At 61.1% G+C, this 22,498-nt stretch carries 20 protein-coding genes; 9 read left to right on the forward strand and 11 right to left on the reverse strand.

The window, feature by feature from the left end; translation table 11 throughout:
- Positions 1 to 34: 34 nt before the first annotated feature.
- Positions 35 to 1,393: an MFS transporter gene (locus B9Z01_RS00575; protein WP_085480325.1), complete on the reverse strand. Its 1,359-nt coding sequence runs from the start codon at positions 1,391 to 1,393 to the stop codon at positions 35 to 37.
- Between the two features lie 179 nt (positions 1,394 to 1,572).
- On the opposite strand from B9Z01_RS00575, the gene B9Z01_RS00580 reads away from it, so the two are divergent.
- Complete coding sequence (locus B9Z01_RS00580) at positions 1,573 to 2,475, forward strand: LysR family transcriptional regulator (RefSeq protein WP_085480326.1); 903 nt, start codon at positions 1,573 to 1,575, stop codon at positions 2,473 to 2,475.
- A gap of 147 nt (positions 2,476 to 2,622) precedes the next feature.
- On the opposite strand, the gene B9Z01_RS00585 is transcribed toward B9Z01_RS00580, so the two are convergent.
- Positions 2,623 to 3,519, reverse strand: coding sequence for a VOC family protein (locus B9Z01_RS00585; protein WP_085480327.1), 897 nt, complete (start codon positions 3,517 to 3,519; stop codon positions 2,623 to 2,625).
- 344 nt (positions 3,520 to 3,863) lie between these two features.
- Here B9Z01_RS00585 and B9Z01_RS00590 point away from each other — a divergent pair, with 344 nt between their 5' ends.
- Positions 3,864 to 5,441 carry a tannase/feruloyl esterase family alpha/beta hydrolase gene (locus B9Z01_RS00590; protein WP_085480328.1) on the forward strand — a complete coding sequence of 526 codons (1,578 nt, stop codon included), beginning with the start codon at positions 3,864 to 3,866 and terminating at the stop codon, positions 5,439 to 5,441.
- 469 nt (positions 5,442 to 5,910) lie between these two features.
- Positions 5,911 to 7,599: a hypothetical protein gene (locus B9Z01_RS00595; RefSeq protein WP_085480329.1), complete on the forward strand. Its 1,689-nt coding sequence runs from the start codon at positions 5,911 to 5,913 to the stop codon at positions 7,597 to 7,599.
- Positions 7,600 to 7,788: 189 nt separating this feature from the next.
- Here the strand turns inward: B9Z01_RS00595 and B9Z01_RS00600 are convergent, their stop codons facing one another.
- Positions 7,789 to 8,040: a hypothetical protein gene (locus B9Z01_RS00600; protein ID WP_085480330.1), complete on the reverse strand. Its 252-nt coding sequence runs from the start codon at positions 8,038 to 8,040 to the stop codon at positions 7,789 to 7,791.
- 185 nt (positions 8,041 to 8,225) lie between these two features.
- Positions 8,226 to 8,411, reverse strand: coding sequence for a hypothetical protein (locus tag B9Z01_RS00605; RefSeq protein ID WP_085480331.1), 186 nt, complete (start codon positions 8,409 to 8,411; stop codon positions 8,226 to 8,228).
- Between the two features lie 505 nt (positions 8,412 to 8,916).
- Between B9Z01_RS00605 and B9Z01_RS00610 the strand changes: the two genes are divergently transcribed.
- Both B9Z01_RS00610 and B9Z01_RS00615 read left to right on the forward strand, forming a co-directional pair.
- Entirely contained in the window at positions 8,917 to 9,288 is a 372-nt protein-coding gene (locus B9Z01_RS00610) for a YciI family protein (RefSeq protein WP_085480332.1), read from the forward strand.
- Positions 9,285 to 10,562, forward strand: a complete 1,278-nt coding sequence (locus B9Z01_RS00615) for an RNA polymerase sigma factor (protein WP_085480333.1) — start codon at positions 9,285 to 9,287, stop codon at positions 10,560 to 10,562. The genes B9Z01_RS00610 and B9Z01_RS00615 overlap by 4 nt, the downstream gene beginning before the upstream one ends.
- Positions 10,563 to 10,574: 12 nt before the next feature.
- On the opposite strand, the gene B9Z01_RS00620 is transcribed toward B9Z01_RS00615, so the two are convergent.
- Positions 10,575 to 11,996: an MFS transporter gene (locus tag B9Z01_RS00620; protein WP_085480334.1), complete on the reverse strand. Its 1,422-nt coding sequence runs from the start codon at positions 11,994 to 11,996 to the stop codon at positions 10,575 to 10,577.
- 26 nt (positions 11,997 to 12,022) lie between these two features.
- On the opposite strand from B9Z01_RS00620, the gene B9Z01_RS00625 reads away from it, so the two are divergent.
- From B9Z01_RS00625 to B9Z01_RS00635, 3 genes are all read left to right on the forward strand, one after another.
- The gene (locus B9Z01_RS00625; protein WP_085480335.1) at positions 12,023 to 12,937 is read left to right on the forward strand and encodes a GntR family transcriptional regulator; all 915 of its coding nucleotides are present in this window, start codon (positions 12,023 to 12,025) and stop codon (positions 12,935 to 12,937) included.
- A gap of 64 nt (positions 12,938 to 13,001) precedes the next feature.
- Positions 13,002 to 13,751 (forward strand): arylmalonate decarboxylase, encoded by a 750-nt coding sequence (locus B9Z01_RS00630; RefSeq protein ID WP_085480336.1) that lies wholly within the window; start codon positions 13,002 to 13,004, stop codon positions 13,749 to 13,751.
- 84 nt (positions 13,752 to 13,835) lie between these two features.
- Positions 13,836 to 14,576 carry an alpha/beta fold hydrolase gene (locus B9Z01_RS00635; protein ID WP_085480337.1) on the forward strand — a complete coding sequence of 247 codons (741 nt, stop codon included), beginning with the start codon at positions 13,836 to 13,838 and terminating at the stop codon, positions 14,574 to 14,576.
- 195 nt (positions 14,577 to 14,771) lie between these two features.
- Here B9Z01_RS00635 and B9Z01_RS00640 read toward each other — a convergent pair whose 3' ends face one another.
- The 5 genes from B9Z01_RS00640 to B9Z01_RS00660 all read right to left on the reverse strand — a co-directional run bounded on the left by B9Z01_RS00640 (position 14,772) and on the right by B9Z01_RS00660 (position 20,562).
- On the reverse strand, positions 14,772 to 16,172 hold the full coding sequence (locus tag B9Z01_RS00640) for a cytochrome P450 (protein ID WP_085480338.1): 1,401 nt from the start codon (positions 16,170 to 16,172) through the stop codon (positions 14,772 to 14,774).
- 93 nt (positions 16,173 to 16,265) lie between these two features.
- Entirely contained in the window at positions 16,266 to 17,030 is a 765-nt protein-coding gene (locus tag B9Z01_RS00645) for a class I SAM-dependent methyltransferase (RefSeq protein WP_167387410.1), read from the reverse strand.
- A 98-nt stretch (positions 17,031 to 17,128) separates the two neighbouring features.
- A complete protein-coding gene (locus tag B9Z01_RS00650; protein ID WP_167387411.1) occupies positions 17,129 to 18,334 on the reverse strand; it encodes a cytochrome P450 in 1,206 nt (401 codons plus the stop codon).
- Positions 18,324 to 19,076: a tRNA-dependent cyclodipeptide synthase gene (locus B9Z01_RS00655; RefSeq protein WP_085480341.1), complete on the reverse strand. Its 753-nt coding sequence runs from the start codon at positions 19,074 to 19,076 to the stop codon at positions 18,324 to 18,326. Before B9Z01_RS00655 ends, B9Z01_RS00650 begins: the two co-directional genes overlap by 11 nt.
- Before the next feature lie 637 nt (positions 19,077 to 19,713).
- Positions 19,714 to 20,562 (reverse strand): LysR substrate-binding domain-containing protein, encoded by an 849-nt coding sequence (locus B9Z01_RS00660; RefSeq protein WP_085480342.1) that lies wholly within the window; start codon positions 20,560 to 20,562, stop codon positions 19,714 to 19,716.
- 102 nt (positions 20,563 to 20,664) lie between these two features.
- On the opposite strand from B9Z01_RS00660, the gene B9Z01_RS00665 reads away from it, so the two are divergent.
- Positions 20,665 to 21,312: a LysE family translocator gene (locus B9Z01_RS00665; RefSeq protein ID WP_085480343.1), complete on the forward strand. Its 648-nt coding sequence runs from the start codon at positions 20,665 to 20,667 to the stop codon at positions 21,310 to 21,312.
- A gap of 112 nt (positions 21,313 to 21,424) precedes the next feature.
- On the opposite strand, the gene B9Z01_RS00670 is transcribed toward B9Z01_RS00665, so the two are convergent.
- Complete coding sequence (locus B9Z01_RS00670) at positions 21,425 to 22,375, reverse strand: LysR family transcriptional regulator (protein ID WP_085480344.1); 951 nt, start codon at positions 22,373 to 22,375, stop codon at positions 21,425 to 21,427.
- Between the last annotated feature and the right edge of the window lie 123 nt (positions 22,376 to 22,498).

Below are 22,498 nucleotides of genomic sequence, written 5' to 3' on the forward strand. Positions count from 1 at the left end.
GAACATTTCCTTTTGAGGTTGCAGATGGATGAATTCAGATGGAGGCGTCGGCGTTCGTGAGGACGATCCGCTTGAGGTCGCCGACCACGAACACGTAGGAGAGCGCGCCGACCAGCGTGACCGCAGAAATGAAGGCCAGTGCGTAGACGAATGAGCCCGTTGCGTTGACGATCAGTCCGATCACGAGCGGCGTGACGATGCCGGCCGCGTTCGCGAACAGGTTGAAGAGGCCGCCGCTCAGGCCGAGCAGTCCCTTCGGCGCAATATCGGAAACGATCATCCAGGCGAGCGCCGACATGCCTTGCGCGAAGTACGCGACGCACAGAATCGCAATCACGGCCGCGGTCGAATCGACGTAGTTCGCGAGCGCGATGCTCGCGGCGGCCAGCAGACCGGTAATCACGGGCAGCTTGCGCGACCAGTTCAGCGAAATGCCGCGCCGGAGCATGGCATCGGAAATCCAGCCGCCGCTCAGCGTGCCGACCGATGCGGCAATGAACGGCAGCACCGCGACCATGCCGACCTTCAACCACGGCATGTGCCGCTCGGTGACGAGATAGGTCGGAAACCACGTGAGAAAAAACACGTTGGTCGAATTGCAGGCGAACTGGCCGATGCAGATGCCGAGCATGCTGCGGCGGCGCAGCAGCGCGGCGATATCGGCCCAGCGAAAGCGCGTGGTCTCGCGGTTGCCGTCGACCACGCCGCCGCCGTTCGCGATGTGATCGAGCTCGGCGCGGTTCGCCGCTTTCGACTCGTGCGGCTCGCGAAAGCGCAGCGCCCAGACCACGCCGAAGGCCACACCCACCGCACCGACCATGCCGAACAGCGCGCGCCATCCATAGCGCTGTTCGAGCCAGAAAAGCAGCGGGCTCAGGAATGCGAGGCCCACGTACTCGGCGAACGTATAGACGCCCGTCGCGCGGGCCCGCTCGCTCTGCGGGAACCAGACCGCGACGACACGGCTGTTGGTGGGAAAGCACGGCGCTTCAGCCGCGCCGATCAGGAGCCGCATGATGAGCAGCGACACGAACCCCGCCGCGAGCCCTTGCAGCCCCGTGAACAGCGACCACAGCGTCAACGCGAAGAAATAAGTCCAGCGGGTGCCGACGCGATCGAGCAGCACGCCGCCCGGAATCTGGGCGGCGGTATAGGTCCACGAAAAAGCGGAGAAGATCACGCCCATGAGCGCCGGTGTCAGCCCCAGATCGTGGCTCATGCCAGGCGCCGCAATGCCCGCGACGCTGCGATCGAGATAATTGATCATCGTGCCGATCGCGAGCAGCGCGAGGATGCCGAAGCGTGCCCGCGTGCGTGCGGCGGCGGGCGCGGCCGCGTGGGTCTGCGCGGCGCCATACGTCTGCGGCGCGCGCGGCGTCTCGATTGGGTTCATCGCGTCTCCATCGTTGATTATGGTGTGCGCCGCCGGCCTCTGGCGCTCTGCCGCGGCCGGCCTGCGGTCTACGATGGAGATACTAGGGAGTAACCGTCCGGCTGTCGTATGCCGAGTTTCAGCTATCCTATAACTTTTGGTTAATCGTGTTACTCGCCCGGCTCGGGGCCGGAGGAAGGATGCGCTTCAAGCTGCGGCAAATGGAAGTGTTTCGCGCCGTGATGCTCACGGGCTCGATCAACGCGGCCGCGAAGATGCTGTATGTCTCGCAGCCGGCCGTGAGCAAGCTCGTCTCGCACACCGAAACCACACTGGGGCTGCGTCTGTTCGAGCGCGCGAAAGGCCGCCTGATTCCGACGGCCGAGGCCCAGGCGCTGTTTCGCGAGGTCGAGCAGGTCTACCAGTCGGCGCTGCGGGTCGATGAATTCGCGCGGGCGCTCGCGCTCGGCCCGGCGAGCCTGCTGCGCGTCGCGTGCAGCCCGTCGCTCGCGACCGCGATCGTCGAACTCAAGCGCAAGCTGCCGCGGCTGCGGGTCGACTGGCATACGACGCTGATGGCCGAAATGCCGTTGGAAGTGCTAAGCAAAACCGTGGACGTCGCCGTCACGTCGATGCCGATCGAGCACGAGCATCTCGAAGTCGTACCGTTCATGCGCGGGCGCATGGTCTGCGTACTGCCGCCGGATCACCCGCTCGCGCAACAACCCCGCATTGCGCTCGCCGATCTCACGTCCGAGCCGATGATTCTCTTCAGGCGCGACATTCCGTTCGGCACGATGGTCGTGCGGGCCTGCCAGCAAGTCGATGTCGATCTGACCTCGGTCGTCGACGTGACGCGTGCCGATCAGGCGCTTGCGCTCGTGCGCGGCGGACTCGGGCTCGCCATCGTCGATGAGTTCGCGGCGGCCGAGGCCGATTGCGTCGTGCGTCCGCTCGTCGAGAATCTCGAGATGACCTCGACGTTCGTCTACTCGAAGTTCTCGCCACCCACGAGAAACGCGATGTTGCTGATGAGAGCCGTCTATCGGCGCGCCGAGCAGTTGGGACGACAGATCGGCAGTGTGCCGGGCGAAATTGCGTGACGCCGTGCCGTCCGGTCATGCCTGGTCATACGCGTTGCTTGCCGTGCGAAACGCCTCTCCCCCGTTCGTTGCCGACCTGCCGATCGTGCTGTTCGATGCATTCAATTCCATGTCAATTCCATGTGGCAGCAGCGAGTCGCTGCCAGATCAAAACACACCGCTTCGTGAATCGGCACCCTTTCGATAGTTCCGGTTGGTCTGTTCCGGATTGCGGTTCACGAGCGCTCGCGCATAAAGCGGATGATGCAGACTCCGCACTTCGTGCTCGAGTTCGAAGCAGCGTGCGCCGGACGACAGATCGACGATGTCCGCGAACCGGTACTGATGCGGCTCTTCCCCATAGGCAAGCCCGTACTCGGCGAGGCGCGCATAGGGCTCGGAAAAGCGGGCAGCGTAAAGGGCGATGTGATGTCCGTCGTATTGCGCAACCGGCTCGGGCGTTTCTGCGTACAGCAACTGCTGATGCGTTCCCACATCGATCACCGCACGTTGCAACCCGTCGCGCTCCTCCGTCGCAACGGGCGCATGGAAGATATCCCGGTAGAAACGCGCGATAGGCAGCGCACTGCCGACAGGCACATCGATCCTGACGAATGCGATGCCCAGATCTATTTCCGACCAGGGGCTCGAGGCGGATCGACCCGCAGATCGACCCGCAGATCGACCATGTGGATCGAGACACTCGTAGCGGTTACCCCAAGGGCAGATCACCTCGATGCTGCCTGAGCGCTCCGTCCAGCCGAACTGCGTGCCATCGAGCAGCGGCTCGACAGAGCGCAGGCGCGCAACGAGCGGTTCGAGTTCGCCGGCAACGAGGCCGACGCTTCCCCGCAGGCGCTGCGCGTCTCCTTGCGGCAAGTGAATTTGCGATCGGCCGATGTTGATCCACATATTGTCCACGCCGGTCATGATGAACGGATCGCGCGTCAGCCCAAGTCCACTGACGTAGAAGGCGGTCGCGAGAATCTGATCGGGAATCTTCAGGTTGACGTGCTCGAGCAGTATCAGATTGCCGGTATCGTCGTGAGCGTAGGAGTGCTTCATTGGGTCTGCCTTGCGATGGGTGAATCATATTGCCTGAACGTGGGAGACGACCTTTCGCGAGCGGCTTGTCTTCCCGAGGTAACACCATACCGCGTTCACAGGTTGCCGTTCGAAGCCGCTTTGCGAGGCGTGGCGCCGATGCGGCGCGGCTAGAACTGGCCGCGTCGCCAGCAGCCCGTAACCGCGCGCCCCATATCGTCCCGATGAAAACCGCGGCGTATCTCCAGGGGTTAACGTTGCTATCCGAACTTTTAACGGCAACTTATCCTGCACCCCGAATGTAAACCGACCGGTCGGTTAATTAATAGAACGAGAAAATCCGTATTCATCCAAGGAGATATCAGATGGCAAGTCCGTTTGGTCTGTTTGTCAGGCGCTCCAACCGTGTACGCGTGGGCATTGCCCGGTCATTTTTAACATGGGGCATGGCCGGTCTGTGTGGTCTGTTGGTCGCTGCGTGCGGAAGTGATGACGTGACGCCTGCGACCACCGCTCAAACCAACGCATCAAAATGTACCTCGCTCAACGGTCAAACGATCGGCGGAATTCAGATCACGGCGACCAAGCGCACGGAAGCAAGCGGCGACGTTCCCGCCTATTGCAAGGTCAGCGCCACTGGCGCTCAGGGGACCACACTCGACATCGAAGTCGATCTTCCGGACAACTACGCAAACCGGTTATTCCATCAGGGCGGTGGCGGTTTCGACGGGTCCATTCCGACCGTTGAATCTATCAACCAGACTTTTCCGCTAGTCAAACCGCTGCAGCGCGGCATGGCCTTCACTGCGTCGAATGGCGGCAACCGGGACGGCAACCCCGCCGATTTCATTACCAATGCCACCCAAAAACAGGACTACTCGTACGCCGCTTTGGGTATCACCGTGCATTTCGCCAAAGCCGTCATTGCATCCTTTTATGGCCAGGCGCCTAAATACACGTACTTCGAGGGTGCATCGAACGGTGGACGAAATGCCTACCTCGTCGCTCAGGATTGGCCCGCCGACTACGACGGCATCATCGCCGGTTCCGAAACCATGGACATGGCGACACAAACCATGGCATGGCTCAACATGGCTTCCAAGGTAGGAACGGCAGCGATGCCCAGCAGCGCGCAATGGACGGCGGCCTATCAGGCTGCCTTGCAACAATGTGGCAACGCAAACGGCGTCATACTGAATCCCGATGCCTGCACCTACGACCCTGCGCCGCTGCAATGCGGAACCGCGGGTGCGCCGGCAGCAACCTGCCTTACCCCCGCGCAACTGCAGACTGTCCGGCAACAGATCGGCGCGCTGAACACAGGCAGCGGGACGCTGCTGTATTCCGGTTACTACTGGGCGGACTTCGGCAGCGCCCTTGGTGTTGACGCATACGCAACGCTGGGAGGCGGCTTCGCGGGAATCGCGACGGGTGACGGCAATTGGCTTTTGCCGGCGACCACGCCGGGAAGTTTGCAGGCGACCTTCAACGTCGACAGCGCCTATCCGGTCATCGCCGCAGGTCTGCAAACGGCGGGAGCCGATCACAGCCTTCCCGCCATCGCACAGTATCTCGTATCGGGCAAGAAACTGATCTCGTTCCACGGCGGTGCGGATCCGCTGCTGTCGGCTCGCGATCATCTTCGCAACTGGCTGACCATGACGCAACTCGCAGGATCGGCGGCGAGCAACGCGCGCTTTTACCGCGAGGCCGGTGTGGGCCATGTCACAGGCGGCAATGGACCTGACCAGTTCGACTACATTGGTCCGATGATCGCGTGGGTCGAACAAGGCGTCGCGCCTGGCCAGTTGACCATGACGAAACTCGACGCGAACGGCAACGTGACAGCAACCCTTCCCGACTGTCCGTACCCGAGCGTGCCGCATTACAACGGCTCGGGAGACATCAATCAGGCTGCCAGCTATAGCTGCGCAAGCAGTTGATCGTGCGTGATGGCGAGTCGGCGGCTTATGCCGCCGATAGCAAACATCCAGACACCCCAGATCACGTTATCCCACCGGAAAGGTGCAAAGTCAGTCAGATATACGATTCTGACAGGACTGCTTATCGAAAGCGGCGAACGTCCGCCCGCGTTTCCGATGCGCGTCAAGGGCGCCGAGCCGTCTACCCGCCATCGCCTCCGCTCTAATCCACGCCGGGCCATGGATATGAGAACGCGGGAGATCCCGACGACCTGCCTTAGCCAATGAGCGGGTAAACCTCGGTCGTGACATCGCGCATGGCAGTGCCGCGAAAAATATCAAACGGAATATCGAACGGAATTTCAGACCGGTTGTTGGCTTCGAGAAAGTTTGGTGCAATCAGCCGGTCATCAAGTGCCCCTAGGATTAGCCGGTTCTACCCCGCAGTTCCGCTAAAGAAGATCCCGTCCGATCCCCTACGGAGACACACATGCAAAGAAGAAATCTTCGCCCGATGGTTCGTACCCTGATGTCCGCCGGCTGCACATCCTTCGTTCTCTTTACACTCGCTAGTGCCAGCGCTCACGCAGACTCCTCCGGTCACGATCAGGACAACAACGGCCATTTCAAGCCCGGCCTGCTCGTTATAAGCCGCAGTGTCTACGACAACGTCTCGAGCAACGTGCAGGTGGGCAGCATCCTGCCGCCCAATTGCGCCAGTACTCAAGGCGGGTGCAGCGCTTCAACGGGGGCGCCCGCCGACGGCACGTACCCGTACGTGTGGAATAACGATGGCTACGACGCCAGCTTCGGCATCACGTCGCGGATCTTTCTCGACCAGATCACGCCGGGCGGCACACTCGTGAGCACGCTCGAAGTACCGAACAGCCTGCAGAAGAGCTTTGCACACGACCAGCTGGTGACGAGCTTCAGCTCGAAATCGGAACTCGCGCTGCATCTGTCGACGGACGGCCAGTATCTGACGTTCATGGGATACGTCGCGCCCGTGAACACGCTCGACGCTTCCAACTCGAACACGCCGGGTGCGGTCGATCCGACGAACCCCGTCGGCCAGAACTTCTATCGCGCGGTTGCCCGTGTCGATCGCAACGGCCACTTCCGCTTCACCGAAACCAATGCGTATAGCGGCAACAACGGCCGCTCGGCGATTCTCAACAACAGCAACGGTCACGATATCGTCTACACGTCGGGCAATGCCGGCAACGGCGCGAACCCGCAACCGGATGGCGTCATTCTTGGCGCAGGCGCGCAATTCATCGATGCGTCGACGCACCACGAAGCCCAGCAGAATCCGGGGACGCCGGCGCCGCTCGCGAGTTTCTCGGTCACGCAACTCGGCGCGAAAGCCGACAAGATCGGCAAGGACGATAACTTCCGCGGCATGACCGTCTTCAATAACGTGCTGTACTTCACGAAGGGAAGCGGCAGCAACGGCGTGAATACCGTCTACTTCGTCGATACCACGGGTAGCGCATGTCCCAACGGCGTCGGCGTGCCGTCGCCGAAAGCAACGTTGCCGACCACACCGCTTGCCTACAACGCCGCGACGCTGCAAACCAGCGGCCTGCCGAACAACATGTGCATTCTGGCCGGCTTCCCGTCGACGCCGAACAAGTCGGCGACCACGCTCTCCTATCCGTTCGGCCTCTGGTTCGCCGACGCGAATACGCTGTACGTGGCCGACGAAGGCGATGGCTATACGGGCGGCGCCGACCTCTACACCCATGCCGCCGCGCAGCCGCAAGCCGGTCTGCAGAAATGGACATACAACACCGGCACGAAAACGTGGACGCTCGCCTATACGTTGCAGACGGGTTTGAACCTCGGCACGCAGTACACCATACCCGGCTATCCGACGGGTTCCAATACGGCGACGGGACTGCCGTGGGCACCCGCTACCGATGGACTGCGCAACCTGACCGGCCATGTCGACAGCGACGGCACCGCGACGATCTGGGCAGTCACGTCGACGATCAGCGGCAATGGGGATGTAGGCGCCGATCCGAACAAGGTCGTAGCGATTCGGGACATCGTCAAGAATACGGCGGCTGCCGGTGCAGCGCAGGAGAAGTTCGTCACGCTGCGCAGTGCGGGGTATGCGGAAGTGCTGAGAGGTGTTTCGTTCGCGCCGGGCACCGATCTGAACGGGCGCTTCTGAACGTCTGATCGCGTTGTCTGGATTGCACATGGCAAACCGGGCGCTTGCACGCGCAAGCGCCCGGCATGTCAACCGCCGCGCGTCCAATCTCGCATGACGCGGCGGCGGCTCCCTGATTGCACGGCAGTTGGAGACACGGTTAAAGACCGCAGTTAAAGACCGCTGGCGGCCATGGCCGCAACGCAGGCTTTATGCATGCCCCGTCACGAATTTTTTCGTCGCGTGATAGCCGTGTTTTGTTGCATCGGCAACGGAATGACCCGCACTCTTCGCACCACGGCCGACCGCGTGCACGGCATCGCTCACGGCATGCCCGGTTTTCTTTCCGGCCGTCTTGACGTCGCTCTTGAACTCATGAGCGCCCGTTGCCAGGCTCGCATGAGCAAGCGGACTGAGCACGGCCAGCATGCACACGATGATCGAAATTCTCGTCTTTTTCATCACACTGATTCTTCCCTACAAGAAAAGCCGCTCCATGCTACGGCCAGAGTCCTTTGGACAACTCGCTCGCAGGATAACGATGGTCAACAAGGGTCGGGTCAAAGGGTTGGCGCCGGCTTGAAAACTGCCGGGCCCGAATTCGGCTCGAACGACACGTTCGTCGACGGAACCGGGCCGCAACGAAGCTATCTTCGCCAGCCGCGCCCGTAGTAACCGCCAAAACCGATGCCGACATCGACGGCAGGCGCTGCGTAGTACGCAGGCGCATAGCCGTACCCATAGACCGGCGCGGGTGCATAGCCATACGGTGGAGCGACGATGCATCCTGACAGACCGGCCGCGAGGGCAATGACACACAAAAGTCTGATCATGATTTTCTCCCTGCATTGATTGTAGATGGCAGGCGCATCCTGATTCGCAACGAAGTGTGTCCGAACGTAACCGGTCGGACACTCGCGCGATAACCGCAACAACCGCGATAACGCAAGCGCGCATGAGAGCCTTCGCGCGGCATTCCGTGCGCGACATCGACGCCTGCGGCGAGCCCGGGATTTCAACGGAAGCTCGCCGGATCAGGCCTCGTGCGGCGACGTGCGTGTGATCCATATGGGAATAACATACAGCGAGACATACAGCGAGGCGGTGGCGCGATCCGCGGCCGCGCCGCGATGGCGGGCTCGCCCGACGTGAGCGCGCACACGGTCATCGACGAGGGCGAGCGCATGAGACGGATGCATGGTCGGCGATTTTTTTCGACGTAACCTGTCCATCGGCATGCGGCCCGAGCGTCATTGTCATGGCGGCCCGATATCGACTGATGTCGCCCGATATCGCCCGATGTCGGTTCCCCCGCCTCAACCCATGATGGAGGCTCACATGCAATACCTGTTGATGATCTATTCGGAAGAAAACCGTTGGAGCCAGATGACCGATAGCGAGCGGCAGCAAGGCGTCGCCGCGTATCAGGCGTACACCGAATCGTTGAAAAAAACAGAGGCGCTGCTAGGCGCCAACCGGCTGCAACATTCGAACACCGCTACCACGGTGCGGCTTGTCGACAACAAGCCGCAGGTGCTCGACGGCCCCTTTTCCGATTCGAAGGAGCAACTCGCTGGCTACTACCTGATCGACGTGCCCAACCTGGACGCGGCGATCTCGTGGGCGTCGCGTTGTCCCGGCGCGGCACACGGTGTCATGGAAGTGCGCCCGGTGTGGACTGCTCCTTACGACGCACCGTCTGCTGCATGAGCCCGTCCGGCGGCGCCGGCCCTGAGGGTGACGCGGACGGCGCCGCGCATTCGATTGCCGAGGCGGTCGCCCGCCGCAGTTACGGCAAGCTCGTCGCGCTGCTGGCGATGCGTACGCGCGATATCGCCGCGGCCGAAGACGCGCTGGCCGACGCGTTCGCGGCCGCGCTCGCGGACTGGCCGGCGCGCGGCTGCCCCGCGAATCCCGAAGCGTGGCTCATGACGGTTGCGCGCCGCCGGGCGATCGACGGCGCGCGCCACCGGCGTGTCGGCGACGAGGTGAGCAACCAGCTCGCGATCCTCGCCGACGAGATCGACGAGCATGAAGCCGACGTATTGCCCGACCGGCGGCTTGCGCTGCTGTTCGCCTGCACGCACCCCGCGCTCGAGGCCGCGATTCGCACGCCGCTGATGCTGCAGGTGGTGCTGGGGCTCGAAGCGAAGACGATCGCGTCCGCGTTCCTGACCTCGCCCGCCGCCATGAGCAAGCGCCTCGCGCGAGCGAAGCACAAGATCCGCGAAGCGGGCATTCCGTTCAGCGTGCCCGAGCGCGAAGAGTTGCCCGGCCGGCTCGCCGCGGTGCTGGAAGCGGTCTACGCGACGTATGCGGAAGGCTGGAGCGACCCGGTCGGCGGCGATAGCGGGCGGCGCGATCTCGCCGGCGAGGCGCTGTTTCTCGCCCACCTGCTCGCCGAGCTGTTACCCGAAGAGCCCGAGACGCTCGGTCTGCTCGCGCTGATGCTGTATGCGCAGGCGCGGCGCGATGCGCGACGCGATGCGGCCGGCGACTACGTGCCGTTATCGGCCCAGGATCCGGCGACATGGAACGCGCCGATGATCGACGCCGCCGACGCACTGCTGCGACGCGCGAACGCCTTCAACGCAATCGGACGTTTTCAGCTCGAGGCCGCGCTGCAGTCGGCGCACGTGCACCGCTGCCGCACGCATCGCTCGAACTGGGACGAGATCGTACAGCTCTACGATGCGCTGCTCGCGATTGCAGCGTCGCCGGTAGTCGCGGTGAACCGCGCGCTCGCGCTGGCGGAACGCGACGGCCCGCAGGCGGCGCTCGACGCGCTCGCTCCCTATGCGGACGATCCGCGGCTCGCCGACTACCAGCCGTACTGGGCCGCGCGCGCCGATCTGCTCGCGCGTGCCGGCGCGGCGGCCGAGGCGCTCAACGCGTACGATCTCGCGATCGGCCTCGAGCGCGATCCGGCCGTGCGCCGGTTTCTGCAGCGCAAGCGCATGGAACTGTCGTCGGCGAACCGCTAGTGGCCCGTTCCGTCACTGCCTGCCCGGCCTCGGGATGTGCCGCCGCACGAGGGCCAACGCCACCGTCACCGCGGCCATCGCGGCGCCAAGCATCCATAGATAGCTCGACGCGCCGCCCATCGTAATCACCGCCGCGCCGGCGAACGAGCTGAGAATGGCGCCCATGCGGCCAAATGAATTCGCCGCCGCCGTGCCCGTTGCCCGCACCTTGGTCGGGTACACGTAGGCGCACAGCGCGAACGAAGTCGAGATCACGGCATTGACGAAAAGTCCATGCAAACCCAGCCCCAGCACCAGCAGATTCGCGCTGCGCAACGGATCGACACCGATCAGGGCCCAGGCGCTCAACGCGCCGCCCACGCTGCACACGACGAGCGGCCAGCGCGAACCGAAACGTGAGATCGCCACCGCGCAGACCAACGCGCCGATGACGCCGCCGAGGTTGTATGCCATCAGCCCCCGGCCCGAAATCGCGACCGGCAAGCCTTGCCCCGTCAGCATCGCCGGTAGCCAGCTGAATGCGCTGTAGACCGCGAGCAGACCCATGAAGTTGGCAATCCAGATGGCGATCGTGTCGTTCGCCCGCTGGTCCTTGAAGAGTGCGGTGAAACCGGCATGCTTTTCGTGGCCTTGCTCGCGCGCATCGACGAATGTCGCGTCAGCCTCGACGGGGCGCGAGATCGCGCGCAACAACCGCGCGAGTTCGGGCCAGCGATGCGTTCGGCGCGCCAGAAAGCGCGGAGATTCCCGCAAGCCGGCGCACAGTGCGAGCGCCAGCGCGAACGTGACGGTGCCGCCGATCATGAACAAGCCGCGCCAGCCGTAGACCGGCAACACGTGCGCCGCCAGGACCCCCGCCAGCATGCCGCCTAGCGGCACGCAGACGATCGTCACCGTCACGGCCATGGTCCTGAAGCGCGCAGGCGTGTATTCCGCGGTGAGCGTGGTCGACGTGGGCAGCACGCCGCCGATGCCGAGGCCCGCGATGAAGCGCAGCAGCGCGATCATCCAGATGTTCGGCGCAAATCCAATCGAAAACGTCGCGACGCCGAACAACAGCACGCTGCCGATGATGGCCCAGCGCCGCCCGAGCCGATCGGCCACGAGACCTGCGCCGATGCTGCCGAAAGCCATCCCGGCGAGGCCCGCTGCCACGACCGGCGCGAAAGCGTTGCGCGTGATGCCCCATTCCTTGATCAGCACGGGAATGACGTAGCCGATCAGCTGGCCGTCGAAGCCGTCGACGAGAATCGACAACGCCGCGAGCAGCACCACGACACCCTGCACTCCCGTGAATGCGCCGTCGTCCAGTATGGAACCGATGTCGACGGTGGCACCGCTCGCGCTCACGCTCGCCTCGCCGATGCACGCAGCGCCGTCCGCCCGTCCTGGCGAAGGACTCGCGGAGTCCGCCGTTCCGGTGTAACTCGCCATGAGCTTGTCTCCTGATCGGCTGGCGCATGGGGACGCCGCCGTCTTCGATGGTTGCCGGCGCCGCTTCACCCGTGGATTTCGAGGGCCGGGGCAGTGTGCGCCTCCTGGCGGAGGCTCGGCACACGGTCGGATCTCAGCGTAGATATGAATATCAGATATGTAAACTGATATTTTTACTTAGCCAGTATAAATTTCAAATTGCCGATTTGATATTCACAATCTATGATGGATGCGTTCATGACAACCGCACACCTGCCGTCCACATGTCGAAGCCAGAACTCGCCGTCAGCACCACCGAGCAGATCAAATCGCAGATCGAGGAGGCCATCAACGCCGGCACCTACCTGCCCGGCGATGCGCTCGACGATGCCGCGCTCGCAAAGCACTTCGGCGTTTCGCGCACCCCCGTGCGCGAGGCGATCCTGCAGTTGTCAGCGCAAGGTCTCGTGAAAATCGTGCCGCGCTCGGGAATCTACGTCGCGCGCATGTCGATCAAGGAACTGCTCGCGATGTTCGAGCTGCTCGCCGAACTCGAAGGCGCCTGTGCCAAGCTCGCCGCACGGCGCATGGATCTCCCCCAGCGCCAGCGGCTCAAGCAGCTTCATGAGGAGAGCCGTGTCTTCGTGGACACGTACGATCCGGAAAGCTACGAGAAAGCCAACGCGAGCTTCCACGGGCTGCTGTATGAGGCCTCGCTCAATCGCTATCTGGAAGAACAGATCCTGATGATCCGCAAGCGGACCCGGGCCTATCGTCAGGACCACTTCCGGATGCCGCAGCGGCTCGCGAAATCGTGGGCGGACCACGGGCGTATCGTCGACGCCGTGCTTATCTGCGACGCCCAGGCCGCATCGCAGGCCATGATCGATCACATTGCGATCGGCGGGCAGGAGTTTGCCGAATTCGTCACGCGCATTCCCGATGCGCTGCTCGAGCCGTGAAGGCCGAACCTTTCTGTCCGTTCGCCCATTACGTCCATTGACCCCGACAACCTCGAATCCACTCATGACCTCACCTGACTCCACCGCTCCCCTGATCGGCCTGATCGTCCCCCCTGCCTCGGGCGAGGTGCCCAGCGACGCGGCAAAGCTGTACCCGCATCGCGCGCGCTTCATCGCTCGCGGACTCGCGCTGCCCGCCATTTCCACGGCCGGCTACGATTCGGTGATCGACACGGTCACGGCAAGGGCCATCGAGCTGGCGGATGCCGGAGCCCAGGTCATCTCGCTGATGGGCACGTCCCTCAGTTTTTACCGCGGCGCCAACTTCAACCGCGAACTCGTCCGCGCGATGACCACCGCGACCGGCCTCCCCGCCACGACGATGAGCCAGGCTGTCGTCCGGGGCCTGCGCAACGTGGGCGCGCGGCGCATCGCCGTGGCTACCGCGTACACCGACGACGTCAACGCGCGGCTGCGGGATTTCCTGCTGGCGGAGGGTTTCGAAGTCAGATCGATCAGCGGGCTGGGGATGACCGATGTGATCGGCGTCGGCGAGGTCACAGGCGACACCCTGATGGCTATCGCGCGCGACGCCTTCGCGAAAGACCCAACGGCACAGGCCATTCTGATTTCGTGCGGCGGCCTGAAGACCCTTGGAATCATCGAGGCACTGGAAGCGCAGTTCGGCGTGCCGGTCGTCTCCAGTTCTCCCGCGGGCTTCTGGGATGTCGTGCAACTGGCGAACGTCGATCCGCTTGTCAGCGGCGCGGGGCGACTCTTCCGGCAACGCGCGCCGGCTGTCGAATCGCATTGATGTAACGGGAGTAATGGGAGTAACGGGGGTTTTTGCGCGCGCACCTATCGTGCGTTTATCGCGCATATTTCGGATAACGATACGATGATTCCTGCTTTCCGCCTCGACGGCCAGCCGAAAACGTTCGTTCTCGTTCCCGGGTCCTGGCACGGTGGATGGTGCTGGTCGCGTGTCGTCACGGCGCTCACGAGGAAGCGGCACAGGGTATTCGCGCTCACACAAACGGGATTGGGTGAGCGTCGCCACCTCGCGGCCGCCGCCACGCATATCGACGTCTATGTCGACGACATCGTCAATACCATCGAGTGCGAGGAACTTCACGACGTGGTGCTCGTGGGGCATAGCTTCGGCGGCATTCCCATCACGGGCGCCGCTGCCCGGCTGCCCGCGCGTATCCGCTCACTCGTGTATCTGGATGCGGGCGTGCCCGAGGTCGGGGAGTCCGCCCTCAGCCCGCTCTCGCCCGAGGAACAGGAGCGCCGGCGACGCTCGGCGCTCAGGCTGGATGGCATCGACGTCCTGATGCCGCCTGCCGGGGCGCCGGCTCATTGGGGCATTGCGGGCGCAGCGGCCGAGTGGGTCATGAGGCGCTTGACGCCGCATCCATTGGCTACGTATGCCACCCCGCTCGAATACGACAGAAGCAGTTGGGAAGCGCTTGCTCGTACCTATATCCGGTGCACCGCGTTCCCGCATCCGCACCTCATCGTGCGTCAGAACCAGCTTCGTGCCGATACGCGATGGAACTGGATCGAGTTCCCGGCCGGCCATCACGCGATGGTGTCTCATCCTGAAGAACTGGCCTGTCTGCTCGAAACGCTCTGAATGGCGAACGGTTCGTCGAGCGCCGTATGCGTGAGGCCGTACTTCGCCATGCGGGCACGATGATCCGCCGAACCGGGGTACTGGCGAAGCTCAGCGGATCCAGGCCGTGAAGCGGCGCCACGTACCTGATTCGATCGCAACGCTGAACTGGGGAATTGCCGCTCTACTCCAGATTGTCTGGTGACACAGGAGTATCTAGGCGCGAATACTGTCGATCTGAATGGGTAGCCCACGCGTTGGGCCCACCATGACACCGACATGCACAGGCCGGATCCTATCCGGCTTCAATAGTCGCAAGTCGAAACGACTGACTAGACGGGCAAGCATGATTCTCTGCTGAAGTTCCGCAAAAGGCGCACCCAGGCACCGCCACACACCTAAGCCGAACGGGAAGAATTGCCGGACTTGCTGTTTGCCCCCGATGAATCGCTCCGGGAGAAATTCATGCGGCCGCTCCCATATCGCAGGGTCTCTATGAACGAGAAACATGCTCGGCCCCAATACAATGCCGGCAGGCAAAGTGTAGGAGCCCACCGTCATAGACTCTTTCAGGAGCCTCGGTAGATATAGCGCCACGGGAAATAGTCGCATCGACTCGCTCATCACTGCGTCGACGTATTCAAGTTCCTTGACCTTCTCCGGTTGAAATTGCTTACCCATGACCGTGTCAACCTCCTTCTGCACTCGGGCGAGTGCGTCTGGATGCCGGAGCAAGCAATAGAGTGCCCAGGAAAAAGTGTTCGCCGAACTTTCGTAACCACCAATCAGAAGCGTCAGAAGCTGGTCTCGCAGCACGGCGTCGGACATCGCCGCTCCGTCTTCGAGACGCACGGTTGTCAGCATGGCGAGAATATCGGTTCGGGCTGGTCCGCTCGCCGCGGTCCAGGTTCTGCATTTGTGAATCTCCTCCTGCAGCATCTCGTCGACCACACGGAAATTGCGAGCCGCGCGACGAAACAGAATATCCATGGGATACGGATTTTTCCGCGCCGGACACCCACGCACATAGTCATAGACTTGCTGGGCGCCTATGTACGCCGACAGGCCGAAAACAAGCGGCTTCGTCATATAGTTCATATACCCGAGATACGCGGCGCTGAATCGTTCCAGCCGGGCGCTGTCGTCGATGCCGAGAACGAGCCGCACGATGAAGTCGAGCGTGATTTTTCGCGACTCCCTGGTCATCTGGCGCTGATCGCCAGTCTTCCATAATTCGATATGGGCGTCGGTGATCCGGAGCATCTCCGGCGCATAGCCGCGAATCCGGTCACCGTGAAAAGGCGGTGTGATCGCCTTGCGCAGGAGCCGGTGCGGCTCACCGTGAGCGAACAGCACCGAATTGTTGCCCACGAGGTAGCGAAACTCGTCGACATGCCTTCCAGGACCGTCATAACCTGATCCGCTCAATGATTGGATCACGCCACTATCACTCGTGATGACGGTCGGTGGCCGCCCGGGCAAACGCAAGGTGAATGTATTCCCGTATAGCCGATAGCAACTCGAGAAGTATCCATGGGGATCGCGCAACAATTTACCCATCTGCATGACACCGGGTGCTGACGGCCCCGGCGGAAGGTCGCATGTTTCGAAGTTCATGATGATCTCCGCTGTCCTGCATGAATCCGTCCCTGGCTATAGCCGATGCATCCCGTTCCGGAAATGCCGATAGCGTTGACCGTTTCCTGCCGTTCACGACGACATCGCATCGATGATGATCGCGTGCGGAGATGTCAGATAGTTGGACCAGTATGACGGCTCCAACAACTCTTTCCCTTCATCGGACAACCAGGGTTTGATCCATTGAGCGTTATCGAATCCCGCGCTGCTCAGCGCGCGCTCGTGCGCGGACTTTGACCAGTAGAATGCATCCACACTCACTGCGTGTTCGCCTACCTCGGCGGTCAGATGAACGATTGCGCCATCTCGCCTGCGGTTATCGGTTTGCGACAGGCTGAAACCATAGTGGCTATACCAGTGGGCGTCGGGACAGAAATCCGGATTCAGCGTGAATGCGACGAAGCGCTGACCTGGGGAAGACAGCGCTTTGCGTGCGGTCATGCACAATGAGGCAAGTCGAGCCTCGGTATTCGCGTAGGGGAGCACGTACACCGAGACGACCAGATCGAACTGCCCGATTAACGACCGGTTCTCGTCGGCCGACGAACTCATCGCGTCATGGACAAGGTAGTCGACCCCCAGATTTTCGCGAGCTTCGCGGCGAGCGGCGTAATCCATCATTCCAACCGAAATGTCGGCGCCAGTCACTTTCGCCGCACCACGCCGCTTCAACTCCCTGGTATAGAGTCCGCTGCCACAGCCTAAATCGAGCACGCGCAGCCCGTGCACGTCGCCCACGACCGACAGGAAACTGTTCAACTCGATATGCTTGCGAAACGGCATCGAGTCCAGGCTCTCTTCGTAGGCAATAGCCAGATCGTCAAACTGACTGTCCATATGTTCCTCTCGTGTGAGCATCCATGCGCAAGGCGTGATCGTTCGCCGGCCGATTGTCGGGCTTCACCTTTTGACGCCGCTCCGGGCTTCCGTTGAACTCACCATACGACCGGAAGACATGCCGGTTTCGTAAAAATGATGTCCTGTTCCCACGGCACCTGCTCAGGCGACACCGCCATCGCCAGACTCGGGAAACGTTCGAATAATTTCCGATAGGCAATGAGCAGAAACTGGCGTGTCAGGGTCGCACCCAGGCAAAAATGAGGACCCGCGCCAAAAGTCGCCGTACCATCCGTTTTGCGCAGAATCCGGAATTTTTCAGGTGAGTCGTAGTATTTGGGGTCCCACGTCGCGCCGAGCATCGTCGCGCAAACGGCATCGCCTTTTCTGATCGTCACATCATGGAGTACCAGGTCTTCCAGTGCGACACGCGGCATCCCAAGCACGCCGTTATGGTGGTATCGAAGCACCTCCTCCACCGCCTTGGGCCACAGCAACGGATCCTGAAGGCAACGGCGCAATTCCTGAGGGTGCGCAAGGAGGGTGAAAACGCCCGTGCCGAGCGGTGAGACCAGCGGATCGCTGCCAGTAATGAAAAGATAGGCAACCGTGCTCACGAGTTCATCTTCGCTGATCGAGCCGGACCGATGCGCGTCGATCAATGCCGCGATTGGGTCCTCCCGATCGCCGTGTTCACTCCTGGAACGAATAACGTCACGGCAAAACGCGACGATCGCCGCTATGCCGGTGGCTACCTCTTCCGGCGTTGCCACGAAATTGGTTTGCGCCTTGAAGAATTTTGCGTAATCGCTCCTCAGTTCCGCCGGTACGCGAAGGATGAAGCTACTCACCTCCAGCGGCAATGGCGCCGCGTAGTGCGGTATCAGGTCCGTCGGATTAGGGCCGCTCCCGATCGCATCCAGGAATTTTTCAGCGATAAGCGTGATCGGGTCTTCGAGCCGAGCGACCGCCTCGCGCGTATAGAAGCGATAAATGACCTGCTTCACGCGTGTGTGATCTGGCGGATCCAGATTGAACAGGCCACCGGGTAAGGCATTGAAATCCTCTCCCACGAAGCGCGGACCACCCGGATAAGTCAGGTCGCGTGAGAAACGACGATCAGTCAATAACATATGAATGTCATCTTTTCGGGTGAGCATCCATGCGTGACAGCCGCTCGGCAGCCGAATTGGGCAAACCGGCCGATTCTTTCTCGCCCAGGCGATAATTTCGGGGGGTTTTCCCATGCTGCCCGGTGTAAAGGGATAAGAAATCCGTTCGGATTCACCGATATTAGCCTGCATTTCGAGCCTCCTCGCCCGCATGATCCGCGAACCCGTCGCCACCATATTGAATATGGTTTTCAGGCAGCCAGTCGTGAAAAGCATCCTGGGAAAGCACGATGAATCCCTGATTACGTGAACAACGGCCTTGCAATAGAAAATAGCTGATATCGAACGGACGATGATATGCAAAAACCGAGTGTTCGACGCCGAAAACGGCAGGGCTATCGAGGAGAATTGGAATTTCGGCCAGTGGATAGCTCACGGCGGCCTCTATGGCAGTCGGAGAGGGTTCGCATTTCGCTATAGAACTTACCGCGGCGCGGGCTAAGTCCTGGCATGCCTGTCTCCATGACAAGTCGTGCTGATACATCGAATACGCATAAGCTTTCAGATCCCGATAACGTGGGCGATTTTCATATTCCGTCCATGAGCACACGTAATCTTCTGGATTATCTATGCCGCATTCACGGAATGCCGTTATTGCGGCATACCGTAATTTCCTGACAGCTCTCTGAACGCGTCTTACGGCATCAGGGGGGGCGATCCCCGCCGCGACAAGGGTATGCGCCGCTTCGTATCCGGCCGTCATGACGTCGACACGCCCGAAATGCGCGCAGGCCCAGTGCACGAGTTGTTCGACCCGTTGAGGATTGTAGTAGCTATTCATCGGGCTCACGCCGAGAACAATGTGTTCGGCACGTTCGGCGAGTCGGCGGCAATTGTCCGAAATCGGCTGAACGGAAAAATTGATTTGTTTCATATGTAAAATCAGGTTCTGGTGAATGATGTCGATACGTCACATACCCAGGATGGAATCTGCCGAATTGCAACGATGGAGACGATCAATTTTCAACATCGTCTTCATTAAGATTTTTCACTTCCCCTGTGCTTCCGCGCAGTCGCCCCCTTCCGGGAACATTGAAACCAATATTCCGTGGCAGACAATGCGGTCTGTTTCTTCAACCACTTAAATAGGGTGTAATCGCCAGTTCTCCGCGCGCATATATCATCCGCGAAGTCGTTGCAATCTATCGAAATAAATTCACAATTGAGTTTTCACAATTCGACGAGGCCATTGAGATTCAACAAGGATGGTAGTCAACAAAATAGAATATGCAATGTTTACATTTTTCGAACAGAGATATTATTCTGGACTTCTTCCAGTAATTCGATGGTCTTTTTGGGGCGGAATTGAGTGTTGGCCGTCAACGTTTGGACAGTAGTCTTTATATCGTCTGGAGCGTATTAAGCATTTTGCATAATCGGAAAGGCATGAATGAACATCGACGTGACGAATACGACAAAATGCAGGCCCCGCGAGCGAGGCCTTCGCGGGTTTATTAACCGTATCCTTGTGCCGGCGCCAGCTTAAGCACAACCTGTTCCGCGCATGGAACTCAGCCCCTCCATTCAGCCAGAATCTGCTCAGCGAGGAAATCACACGGCGGCCGTCCGGAACGGGCGCTGCGTACAAGGACCACTTCGAGTTCATTCAGCGAAGGCAACCCATCGTTTTGCGATAGCTGAACAAGGTGCCCTGGCACGCTGCATCTTGCGAGAGGCGCGATCGCAAGCCCTGCTTCGACCATGCTGATGAGCCCCAGCAAACCCGGACTCTCGTAAGACATGCGATATTTGATGTTCTCCCGCTGAAGCGCACTGATGGCATAAGCACGTGCAGTACTGCCCTGTGCGAACACAGCGATTGGAAGCGGACGCTCTTCCCACATCTTTCTTGCCGGCGATCCGGCCCACACCATCGGCTCGAACCGGATGAATTCACCCGCGACGCCCTTTGTTTTCGTCATGCATGCCAGGTCGAGCGTGTTGTCTTTGAGCAATGGAACGAGCGCGCTGCTGGGCAAGCCGATGACCCGGATGTCCACACGCGGATGAGTGACCGCGAACTTCCCCAGAACATGGGGCAACAACGATGAAGCGTAGTCGTCGGGAATGCCGATGGTTACCCGCCCCTTCACCTCCGGACGCACCACCGACGCCCAGGCCTCATCCCGCAACGCAAGCATCCGCCGGCCATAATCCAGAAGCGTTTTGCCCTCTGCGGTAATGCTGACGTTACGGGTGCTGCGCACGAAGAGCTGTTTGCCCAGCGCCTCTTCGAGCGCCTTGATCTGCATGCTCACTGCCGACGCAGACCGATGCACGGACTCCGCCCCGCGAACGAACGATTCTGTGTCGGCAACCGCCACCACCATCTCAAGCACGTCCAGATCGAGTTTTTTCATTTTATTCAGAAAATCTGATTAATAGATTCAATTTAATCCGTTTTACCAGATCATGCATCAGGCCGATACTATTCTCGGTAACCACCTCGCGGAGTTGGCGCAATGCACGGCACGGCATCGATTTACGGATTTCTGGCGGTCGGCGGCATGCTTGCCGTGACACCGGGGCCGAACATGGTCTACGTGATGTCACGTTCGATTGCGCAAGGGCGCGCCGCCGGGCTGATCTCGCTTGCGGGTGTGATGCTCGGCTATCTCTTCTACATGTTCGGGGCAGCATTCGGCATCACCGCGTTCTTCCTGAGCGTGCCTTACGCAGGCAGCGTCCTGGGCGCGGCGGGCGCGGTGTATCTGTTCTATCTGGCGTGGCAGGCAGTGAAGCCCGGCGGCCGTTCTCCGCTGGAGGTTCGCGATCTGCCTCGCGAACAGCCTTACCGGCTCCTTGCGATGGGCGCAACCACCAGCCTGTTGAATCCCAAGCTCGCGATGGTTTTCCTGTCACTTCTGCCGCAATTCATCAACTACCAGGACGGCAGCGTTCTCAGGCAATCGCTCGTGCTCGGTTCGTTGCTGATCATCGCGTTCGCCTCGGTCAATGGTTTCGTGGCAATCTGCTCGAGCAGCATGGCAGCTTTCCTCTCCCGCCGCCCAGGACTCCTGCTGGCTCAACGCTGGACGATGGGGATCGTTCTGGCTGCACTCGGCGCACACATGACCATCGATGCATTGAAACTGGGCGGCATCACCTGATTTCGCTCTCTGCCCCCGCTCTCTGCCCCCCGCTCTCTGCCTTGTTATCGCGAGCGCTTCGAATTCATCAGGAAACCCGTGAACCCGAATGCCGTGAACTCACGGCAGCCGCTCATTCCTTTCGTATCTCGTTGGCCGCCTCCTTGAGACATTCGACAAACAGCAGCTCGGCGCCCCGCAACGCGTCGACGCGCCAGTACGCGACAATTTCGGTGAGCGGTTCGAGCGGCGGCAACGGCAGGATGCGCATGTGGCCTCGCATGGCATGCAGGCGCGCCGTCGAGAGGGGCAGAATCGCGACGAATTCGCCACGCGTGAGCAGTGTGATGTTGAGCGAGAGCGCACTGGACTCGACATTGCTCGCGCCCGGCACGATGCCGTGCGCGGAGAGCGTCTCGATCAACGTGGCGTAGGCGGGCGAGCCGTGCAGAGGCGTGATCCAGCGGCAGCCGCGCAGGTCGTTCCATTCCACGGTCTTATCGAACTGCCCCAGAGGATGATGCGCACTCGCCACGAACACGAACGACTCGCTGTGCAGCGATTCCTGACGTAACTGCGTCTGCGCGGTTGCGACCCGGTTGCGGCCGATAGCGATGTCGAGCTCGCCCTCATCGAGCATTTTGATGAGCCGGTCCAGCGTCCCTTCGACGAACGACAGCGAAGCGGACGGCGCACGCCGCAGGAAAAGCTGCACGGCATCGGCGATCAATGGCTCGGGAATGGTCGCCACCGCGCCGAAGCGCAAATGACCGCCCGTACCCGCCGCGAGCGCCTGCACGTCCCGGCGCGCCAATTCCAGCTGACGCAATATCTCGCGCCCGCTCGTCACGATCACCTCGCCGATACTCGTGAATTCCAGCGCATTGCCGACACGGTTCACGACGCTCACACCCATCGCCTGTTCGATTTCCGCAATCTGCCTGGAGATGGCGGGCTGCGTGACGTGAAAAGCCGTGGCTACACGTGTAATTTGCCCGAGTTCGGCCAACGCGACGAGGATACGCAGATGCGGGAGCTTGAGGCCGCTGCGGAAGAACCGGTCGATGGAATCGTCGTTCTGCATAGGGGGTTTTTCGTATTCGGCATAACCATTCGATTATGCGCGATACCAAAAGAGTAATTTGCGGCGGCCCACCGGAGACAGCTACTCTTGGGGTTTCAAACCGATCCCCGATTTTGGCGCAGG

The organism is Paraburkholderia susongensis (genome assembly GCF_900177725.1).
GTDB classification, from domain to species: Bacteria; Pseudomonadota; Gammaproteobacteria; order Burkholderiales; family Burkholderiaceae; genus Paraburkholderia; species Paraburkholderia susongensis.

Coding starts and splice junctions, on each gene's coding strand:
- B9Z01_RS00575 (WP_085480325.1), bottom strand. CDS start 1,393: ATGAACCCAATCGAGACGCCGCGCGCGCCGCAGACGTATGGCGCCGCG.
- B9Z01_RS00580 (WP_085480326.1), top strand. CDS start 1,573: ATGCGCTTCAAGCTGCGGCAAATGGAAGTGTTTCGCGCCGTGATGCTC.
- B9Z01_RS00585 (WP_085480327.1), bottom strand. CDS start 3,519: ATGAAGCACTCCTACGCTCACGACGATACCGGCAATCTGATACTGCTC.
- B9Z01_RS00590 (WP_085480328.1), top strand. CDS start 3,864: ATGGCAAGTCCGTTTGGTCTGTTTGTCAGGCGCTCCAACCGTGTACGC.
- B9Z01_RS00595 (WP_085480329.1), top strand. CDS start 5,911: ATGCAAAGAAGAAATCTTCGCCCGATGGTTCGTACCCTGATGTCCGCC.
- B9Z01_RS00600 (WP_085480330.1), bottom strand. CDS start 8,040: ATGAAAAAGACGAGAATTTCGATCATCGTGTGCATGCTGGCCGTGCTC.
- B9Z01_RS00605 (WP_085480331.1), bottom strand. CDS start 8,411: ATGATCAGACTTTTGTGTGTCATTGCCCTCGCGGCCGGTCTGTCAGGA.
- B9Z01_RS00610 (WP_085480332.1), top strand. CDS start 8,917: ATGCAATACCTGTTGATGATCTATTCGGAAGAAAACCGTTGGAGCCAG.
- B9Z01_RS00615 (WP_085480333.1), top strand. CDS start 9,285: ATGAGCCCGTCCGGCGGCGCCGGCCCTGAGGGTGACGCGGACGGCGCC.
- B9Z01_RS00620 (WP_085480334.1), bottom strand. CDS start 11,996: ATGGCGAGTTACACCGGAACGGCGGACTCCGCGAGTCCTTCGCCAGGA.
- B9Z01_RS00625 (WP_085480335.1), top strand. CDS start 12,023: ATGGGGACGCCGCCGTCTTCGATGGTTGCCGGCGCCGCTTCACCCGTG.
- B9Z01_RS00630 (WP_085480336.1), top strand. CDS start 13,002: ATGACCTCACCTGACTCCACCGCTCCCCTGATCGGCCTGATCGTCCCC.
- B9Z01_RS00635 (WP_085480337.1), top strand. CDS start 13,836: ATGATTCCTGCTTTCCGCCTCGACGGCCAGCCGAAAACGTTCGTTCTC.
- B9Z01_RS00640 (WP_085480338.1), bottom strand. CDS start 16,172: ATGAACTTCGAAACATGCGACCTTCCGCCGGGGCCGTCAGCACCCGGT.
- B9Z01_RS00645 (WP_167387410.1), bottom strand. CDS start 17,030: ATGGACAGTCAGTTTGACGATCTGGCTATTGCCTACGAAGAGAGCCTG.
- B9Z01_RS00650 (WP_167387411.1), bottom strand. CDS start 18,334: ATGCAGGCTAATATCGGTGAATCCGAACGGATTTCTTATCCCTTTACA.
- B9Z01_RS00655 (WP_085480341.1), bottom strand. CDS start 19,076: ATGAAACAAATCAATTTTTCCGTTCAGCCGATTTCGGACAATTGCCGC.
- B9Z01_RS00660 (WP_085480342.1), bottom strand. CDS start 20,562: ATGAAAAAACTCGATCTGGACGTGCTTGAGATGGTGGTGGCGGTTGCC.
- B9Z01_RS00665 (WP_085480343.1), top strand. CDS start 20,665: ATGCACGGCACGGCATCGATTTACGGATTTCTGGCGGTCGGCGGCATG.
- B9Z01_RS00670 (WP_085480344.1), bottom strand. CDS start 22,375: ATGCAGAACGACGATTCCATCGACCGGTTCTTCCGCAGCGGCCTCAAG.